At 36.9% G+C, this 8,459-nt stretch carries 5 protein-coding genes, 1 pseudogene and 2 riboswitches; of the genes and pseudogenes, 2 read left to right on the top strand and 4 right to left on the bottom strand.

The window, feature by feature from the left end; all coding sequences use genetic code 11:
- Positions 1-67 precede the first annotated feature (67 nt).
- A riboswitch (cyclic di-GMP riboswitch) is annotated at positions 68-152 on the bottom strand.
- 282 nt (positions 153-434) lie between these two features.
- The gene (locus tag AC1DJR_RS12345) at positions 435-1,748 is read left to right on the top strand and encodes an anaerobic C4-dicarboxylate transporter family protein (protein ID WP_477002715.1); all 1,314 of its coding nucleotides are present in this window, start codon (positions 435-437) and stop codon (positions 1,746-1,748) included.
- Positions 1,749-1,814: 66 nt separating this feature from the next.
- Here the strand turns inward: AC1DJR_RS12345 and ilvA are convergent, their stop codons facing one another.
- From ilvA to thiM, 3 genes are all read right to left on the bottom strand, one after another.
- Positions 1,815-3,023, bottom strand: coding sequence for a threonine ammonia-lyase (gene ilvA / locus AC1DJR_RS12340; protein ID WP_477002714.1), 1,209 nt, complete (start codon positions 3,021-3,023; stop codon positions 1,815-1,817).
- A gap of 108 nt (positions 3,024-3,131) precedes the next feature.
- A complete protein-coding gene (gene thiE / locus AC1DJR_RS12335) occupies positions 3,132-3,791 on the bottom strand; it encodes a thiamine phosphate synthase (RefSeq protein WP_113770349.1) in 660 nt (219 codons plus the stop codon).
- Between the two features lie 13 nt (positions 3,792-3,804).
- On the bottom strand, positions 3,805-4,614 hold the full coding sequence (thiM, locus tag AC1DJR_RS12330; RefSeq protein ID WP_477002713.1) for a hydroxyethylthiazole kinase: 810 nt from the start codon (positions 4,612-4,614) through the stop codon (positions 3,805-3,807).
- A 72-nt stretch (positions 4,615-4,686) separates the two neighbouring features.
- A riboswitch (TPP riboswitch) is annotated at positions 4,687-4,796 on the bottom strand.
- A 228-nt stretch (positions 4,797-5,024) separates the two neighbouring features.
- Between thiM and topB the strand changes: the two genes are divergently transcribed.
- Entirely contained in the window at positions 5,025-7,214 is a 2,190-nt protein-coding gene (gene topB, locus AC1DJR_RS12325; protein WP_002124971.1) for a DNA topoisomerase III, read from the top strand.
- Positions 7,215-7,255: 41 nt separating this feature from the next.
- Here the strand turns inward: topB and AC1DJR_RS12320 are convergent.
- A pseudogene (locus tag AC1DJR_RS12320) lies at positions 7,256-8,459 on the bottom strand (YhgE/Pip domain-containing protein); the annotation flags it as partial.

Raw genomic sequence — 8,459 nt, 5'->3', positions numbered from 1 at the left:
GTTCTCATTTGTTTACAAATAAAAAAAAGACCAATGAAAAAGCATTGGTCAAAACCAACCCTATCCGTCCGGTAACTGGCTAGCTTAGCCCTTCGACCTTAGCCCCTGTAGTTTTGCGTCCTCATGTTTCCATAAGTTTGCCTTTCTCGCTGAACGAGTTGAACGATATGGGAGTTCTATGAGAATTAAAATATTCTCTTCCAAATATTACAACATAAAAATTAAAATGTCCACCCATTTAAAGATGTAAATATAAAGTTTTAATGTATTATTTTTTCGAAATAATTTAACAAAGTTCGTGAATGTTACATTTCTTGTGTTATATAATAAAAAACGTATACAACACAAGGATTATTCCGGATATTCATTTAATTTTCATTTAAATTAAACTATTCGAATATATCTTAACTTACGAATTTCGGAGGTAGTTTATCATGTTTTGGCTACAATTTCTTACGTTACTACTCTGCATTTTTATTGGCGCACGCTTAGGCGGAGTTGGTCTAGGAGTAATGGGTGGCGTTGGTATGGCAATACTTGTTTTCGTCTTCCACTTACAACCTACAGCTCCTCCTATTGATGTAATGCTTATGATTTTAGCAGTAATTACAGCTGCCGGTGCTTTGCAAGCTGCTGGAGGAATGGATTACCTTGTCTACCTTGCTGAGAAAGCATTACGAAAAAATCCAAAGCGTATTACATTTTTTGCTCCTATTGTTACTTATTTATTCACGCTATGCGCGGGAACTGGTCATGTCGCTTATTCTGTACTTCCCGTTATCGCCGAAGTATCTCGCGAATCAGGAATTAGACCTGAACGACCAATGTCAATTGCCGTTATCGCTTCCCAGCAGGCAATTACAGCTAGTCCAATATCGGCTGCAACAGTTGCACTTTTAGCAATGTTAGCCGACTATAAAATCACCTTGTTAGATATTTTAAAAGTCAGTATCCCTTCTACTTTTATTGCTTGTATGGTAGCTGCATTCGTTGCTAGTAAAATGGGAAAAGAATTAAATGAAGACCCTGAATACTTGAAGCGATTAAAAGAGGGATTGATCCCTAAACTTGAAGAGAAAAAAGAATTTGCGGGTGTAAAAGGCGCTAAATTATCAGTTATCCTTTTCCTAGTAGGAACTTTCCTTGTCGTACTTCTTGGTTCCTTTGAAGCCCTTCGTCCGGGATGGATGGTTGACGGGAAGTTAGCTCGTCTTTCCATGCCAAACACAATTGAAATGGTCATGTTAACCATTGCTGCTCTTATTATTATTTTCTGTAAACCAAATGTGGAAAGCATTGTAACTGGTAACGTCTTTAAAGCAGGCGCAACAGCAGTTGTTGCTATTTTTGGTATCGCTTGGATGGGAGATACTTTCTTCAACGGAAACTTAAATATAATTCAAGGATCAATTCAACACTTAGTGACAAGTGCACCATGGCTATTTGCTATCGCACTATTCATTCTATCTATTTTACTGTATAGCCAAGCAGCAACAGTTCGTGCTTTAATGCCACTTGGACTATCACTTGGTATTCCACCAGCATTACTTATTGCAATGTTCCCTGCAGTAAATGGATACTTCTTCATTCCAAACTACGGGACAATCGTTGCTGCAATTAACTTTGACCGTACTGGTACAACAGGAATTGGTAAATATGTTTTAAATCATAGCTTTATGATTCCGGGCCTGATCGCAACCTTTACTTCTATCGGAATTGGAATGCTCTTAATTTCAATTATGTTTTAAATAAAAGCACAAACCTACAATTCTAAAGGGTTTGTGCTTTTTTAATCAAACGTTTGTTTAATTTTTTCAATCAATAACTTCTACAACATACCCTTTCTTTTTTAAACCACTCAATATTTCTTCAATATGATTTCTATCTTTCGTTTCTAATGACAAGTGCAATTGCGCATATCCTGGAAATACCTTTGTACCAATCCGTTCTAAATGTATATTTAATACATTCGCTTCAAAACTTGTTACAATCTCAAGTAAATGTTGCAAATAGCCTGGCTTATCTTTAATCATTGTCGCAATGTGAATGAAGCGTCCTGCTTCAACCATTCCATGCTCAATAATACGCGAAATAAAGTTTACATCGACATTTCCACCACTTAGTACGGATACGACCTTTTTTTCTCTTATTGGGATTTTGTGATAAAGCAAAGAAGCTAATGAGCTCGCACCAGACCCTTCAACCAACAATTTATTCCGTTCAAGAAGCATTAACATCGTTCGTGCGATTTCCATTTCATCTACACAAAACACATCATCCACATAGCGTTGTACAASTTCAAAAGTTAAATCACCTGGCCTTTTAACCGCGATTCCATCCGCCATAGTTGGCGCAGAATCTACTGTTATTACTTTCTTTTCCTCAAGTGATTGTTTCATTCCTGGGCAAGCAAGTGTCTGCACACCGTATATTTTTACTGATGGCTTTTGTTCTTTAATTGCCATCGCAACCCCTGCAATTAATCCCCCACCTCCAATAGGACAAATAACAGCCTCTACATCTTCCAGCTGTTGTAATATTTCCAGACCGACTGTACCTTGACCAGCAATTACTGCTTCATCATCAAATGGATGTACAAATTTCGCTCCTGTCTTCTCTTTTAAATCTAGTGCATAAGCTAATGCATCATCAAATACATCACCTTGCAATTCTACATGCGCGCCATACCTTTTTGTCGCAAGCACCTTACTTAACGGAGCACCTTTTGGCATCACAATCGTACAAGGAATACTAAGCATATTACTAGAATAAGCGACTCCTTGCGCATGATTTCCAGCAGATGCCGCAACAACACCATTTTCTAAATCACCTTTCTCAAGAGAAACCATTTTATTATAAGAACCACGTACTTTAAAAGAGCCTGTCTTTTGTAAATTCTCCAGCTTTAAATACACTTCATTCTGTGATAATTCACTAAATGTACTTGAATAATCTAATGGTGTCATATGTACAATGCCCTTCATTTTTTCATACGCAGCTATAATATCCTGAAATACAATCATGCTTTCGCCTCCGAAACAATCTATGTTTATACATACTAGTTTAGGCGGCATATTTTGTTTTATACGACAAAAGACCACGCAGTATTTTCATACTACATGGTCTTTTATCTACAAGCTCTTATTTACTTCCTCAGCTAATTTCTTCGTACCTTCATACGCAGATTCCGCTAAGCTAATCGCTGAAATAACTGAAACACCATCCGCACCCGCTTCTATAACAGAAGCTGTATTTTCAATTGTAATCCCACCAATCCCAACGATCGGTATTGCAATCTCTTGTTCCCTAAAATACTTTAGACCTTTCGTTCCTTGAACCGCTTTTGTATCTTTTTTCGTACTCGTCGGGAAAATTGGACCAACTCCTAAATAATCGGCTCCATTTTCAATCGCCCAGCGTGCTTCTTCAATTGTATGTGTAGATACTCCAATAATTTTATCTCCCATTTTTTTACGAACAGATGTAATTCCTTCATCATCTTGTCCAACATGCACGCCATCTGCATCTAACTCGAGGGCTAGTTCCACATCATCATTTACGATGAATGGTACACCGTACTCCTTGCAAAGCGCTTGYAGTTCTTTCGCAAAATCAATACGTTTCTCTCCCGTTAAAGCCCCTTCTCCCTTTTCACGAAGTTGAAAAATTGTTATACCACCTTCTAGTGCATCTCTCAATACTTGTAGTGGCTCCTTCGTACAATTGTTACTTCCCATAATAAAATATACTGGTAATAACCTAGACATTTCATCCATTGTAATGCGCGACATCTAGTTCCTCTCCCTACTGTATAACCTCAATCTTTCCATACCTCTCAATATCATCTGAAGTTGTATTCGCTAACTGATTTAAAAATTCAATTTGAAAGCTTCCTGGTCCACTCTCTACTGTTTTCGAAGCCGCTATTTCTGCTGCTACTCCATAGAATGTTAATGCGGCTACCGCTGCCTTTACATAATCCTTTTTTACTGCTACAAATGCTCCTATTACAGAAGTTAGTAAACAACCAGTTCCAGTAACTTTCGTTAAAATAGGGTGACCATTTCGAATAAGAATCGTTCGTTCTCCATCTGTAACAACATCTTCTTTTCCAGTAATCACCGCTACTGTATTTAATTCATCCGCTGCCTGCCTTGCAATACTTACRACATTRCCRTTTCCAGYACCRGCGTCTACCCCTTTAATTTCCCATCTCTCATTAATAACGTTCGCTATTTCAGCTGCATTTCCGCGGATAACAGCTAAATCGATTTCAGCTGGAATATATCTCGCAACTTCTGTTCGATAAGAAGTTGCTCCTGCCCCAACTGGATCAAACAATACTGGTACATCATTCTTATTTGCTGATTTACCAGCAAGTAACATCGCTTCTACCTCTTCAGGACGAAGTGTACCCATATTTAAAACAAGGGCTCCCGCAATGCTAGCCATTTCWGCTACTTCTTCTTTTGCATACGCCATTACAGGTGATGCTCCTAATGCTAACAAACCGTTTGCTGTAAAATTTGTTACAACAACATTTGTAATATTATGCACGAGTGGATTAGACCCTCTCACCAATTCCACTATTTTACTAATTTCTTGTACATTCATTCTATTCATCTCCTAACTTTAATGATGGGAGATACACAAAAAGGCACTTTGCGCGTACGCAAAGTGCCTGAACATGTGCTTTTACACTCTCCCTACGCTGGCATTATCCAACAGGTTCAAATGGTCAATGACGGATTAGTCATACTCTCAGTTTGCATCCACAAACTCCCATGTGTTTATTATTCATCTACTTCAAAGTCTACTCTTATTCTAGTAAAATAACAAGTTCTTTACTTTTATAAAATGATAGAGATCCTAACTCTCCTGGTTCAACCATTCTTCGCCTTTATATAAGTAAAACTCTCACACGTATATTTCATCACAAATAACTCAAACCGTCAGCAAGACTGAATAGAACAAAGATGTATGCTATATTTAACGTATGGAAATTTGAAAGGATGTTTTTAAATATGGCAAAAAGTATTGTAATTGCTGAAAAACCTTCTGTTGCACGTGATATCGCACGTGTACTGAAATGTGATAAAAAAGGGAACGGCTATCTTGAAGGTAGTAAATATATTGTTACTTGGGCTTTAGGTCATCTCGTTACATTAGCTGATCCAGAAAGCTATGATGTGAAATATAAACAGTGGAATTTAGAAGATTTACCAATGCTACCGGAGCGTTTAAAACTAACCGTTATTAAACAAACAGGGAAACAGTTTAACGCTGTAAAAAGTCAGCTTCTTAGAAAAGATGTAAATGAAATCATTATAGCTACTGACGCCGGTCGTGAGGGCGAGTTGGTCGCACGCTGGATTATCGATAAAGTTAAAATGCAGAAACCGATTAAACGTCTATGGATTTCATCTGTTACCGATAAAGCAATTAAAGATGGCTTCGCAAATTTAAAACCAGGAAAAGCATATGACAATCTATACGCTTCAGCTGTCGCACGTTCAGAGGCTGACTGGTATATCGGACTTAATGCGACTCGAGCATTAACTACTCGCTTTAATGCCCAACTAAATTGTGGTCGTGTTCAAACACCTACTGTAGCCATGATTGCAAGCCGTGAAGATGAAATCAAACATTTCAAAGCTCAAACTTACTATGGTATCGAAGCTCAAACAGCTGAGAGATTAAAGCTAACTTGGCAAGATACAAAAGGAAATAGCCGTAGCTTTAATAAAGAAAAAACTGATGCAATCGTGAACAAAATTAGTAAACAAAATGCTACTGTTGTAGACATTGATAAAAAACAAAAGAAATCGTTCGCTCCTGGTCTTTACGATTTAACTGAGCTACAACGTGATGCGAATAAAATATTTGGTTACTCTGCGAAAGAAACATTAAACATTATGCAAAAATTATATGAACAGCATAAAGTTTTAACGTACCCTCGTACAGATTCACGCTATATTTCATCTGATATTGTCGGAACACTTCCAGAGCGTCTGAAGGCTTGCGGAGTTGGAGAATACCGTCCTTTAGCACATAAAGTATTGCAGAAACCTGTAAAATCTAATAAATCATTTGTTGATGATAGTAAAGTAAGTGATCATCACGCAATTATTCCAACAGAGAGCTATGTAAACTTCTCAGCTTTCACAGATAAAGAACGTAAAATTTATGACTTAGTTGTAAAACGTTTCTTAGCTGTTTTATTCCCGGCCTTTGAATATGAACAACTAACATTGCGCACGAAAATTGGTGACGAAACGTTCATCGCACGCGGAAAAACGATTTTACATGCTGGTTGGAAAGAGGTTTATGAAAATCGATTTGAAGATGATGATGCAAGCGATGATGTAAAAGAACAAATCTTACCTCGCATCGAAAAAGGCGATACATTAAACATAAAACTAATTGTCCAAACATCAGGTCAAACGAAAGCACCTGCACGTTTTAATGAAGCAACATTACTTTCAGCGATGGAAAACCCAACAAAATACATGGATACGCAAAACAAACAACTTGCTGACACGTTAAAGTCAACTGGGGGATTAGGTACTGTAGCTACACGAGCTGATATTATCGACAAGTTATTCAATTCGTTCTTGCTTGAAAAACGTGGTAAAGATATTCACATTACTTCAAAAGGCCGTCAGTTACTTGATTTAGTGCCAGAAGAACTGAAATCTCCTACACTAACTGGTGAATGGGAGCAAAAGTTAGAAGCTATCGCTAAAGGAAAATTAAAGAAAGAAGTATTCATTTCAGAAATGAAGAACTATACGAAAGAAATTGTTGCTGAAATTAAATCGAGTGATAAGAAATATAAACACGACAACATTTCAACGAAGTCTTGTCCAGACTGTGGTAAACCAATGTTAGAAGTAAACGGTAAAAAAGGTAAAATGCTTGTATGCCAAGATCGCGAATGTGGTCACCGTAAAAATGTATCCCGCACTACAAATGCACGCTGTCCTCAGTGTAAAAAGAAACTAGAACTTCGTGGTGAAGGAGCAGGCCAAATTTTCGCATGTAAATGTGGCTATCGTGAGAAACTTTCTACATTCCAAGAGAGACGTAAAAAAGAATCCGGCAGCAAAGCTGATAAACGCGACGTTCAAAAATATATGAAACAGCAGAACAAAGAGGAAGAACCATTAAACAATCCATTCGCAGAAGCATTAAAGAAATTAAAATTTGATTAAACAAAAAGGTTCCTACCACTATCGGTAGGAACCTTTTATTTTTAATGAATAATTTTACTTCCTTTTGCGTTCTCAACAAACTTTTCACTTGATTTGTTAATTGGTGTTTTCAGTAATAATGCAGCCACAACCATGATTACTACGAAAGCACTTAACACAAGTAAATCTCTAGTTACTCGAGTGAGTACACGATACAAACAAATACTCCCCCAATAAATAAACTAAATAACACAAACCAGAACTTATCGACTACGTACGTACCGAGTAAGAATATATCTCCCATTGATACGATAAACGCTTGTGAAAGACCTATCGTTAAGAATGTTAATAAGCGTCCGAAGTAAACTTCATGGCTCTTATAATTCGCGCCCTCTTCGTGTACTTCTACCGTTAATAATGAAACCATTAATAATGCGCCTACCCATAACGCAAGCACTGTATAGAATGGTGACATTGCTGAACCGTAGTTCGGCATTGCAAATAATTTATTCTCTTTTAAATTTACTGGATTTGCAAAGTAGTCACTTTGCTTTTCAACATCATTCTTTAATAAGCGTATGATGTCTTTTATATCCTCTTCAGATTCAAAATCACGAATTTTATCTGCTAATTCTTTAATCTTTTTCTCAGTAGCTGGCATTTCAGCTTTAATCTCTGCTATTTTCTTTTGACCATCTACTAAGCCTTTTGATGAATCTTCTAGTAACTTTTTAACATCTGGAAGCTTCTTATCTGCATCATTTAAAATTTGAGTTGTATTTTTCGACATCTCTTTTGTACGAGCAATTGCTGTATTAAAGTTCGGAACAATTTCTGAATCATACGTGGACAATACATCTGCTAATTGAGCTGCTCCACCTTTTGCTGCATTGTTAATACTTTCAATTACATCTTTTGTAGGTTTCTGGCCATTGTTAAGAAGTGTAATCCCCTTATTCGTTGCCTCTACACCTTTTTGCAAACTGCTTTTCGCTTTATTTAATTTTGCAATTCCATTATTAAGGTTTTTATCACTATTTACATCCGCTAAAACCTTATTTGTGCTTTCTAGAACTGGAATCATATCATCAATTAAACCGATTCCAGATTGGAATTGACCATTTAAACTATTTAAAGCTACTTTCGTTGAATCTAAATCGTTAATACCTCTATTTTTTACATCTTCTTTCGCCTTTTGTAAATCAGCTTTTGCACCTTCAATGCCATTTTTTACTTTATCGTAATCTGCTTTTGCATTATCATATT

Source organism: Bacillus sp. 05T31 (assembly GCF_056396725.1).
This window is presented reverse-complemented; position numbering and strand designations above follow the sequence as displayed.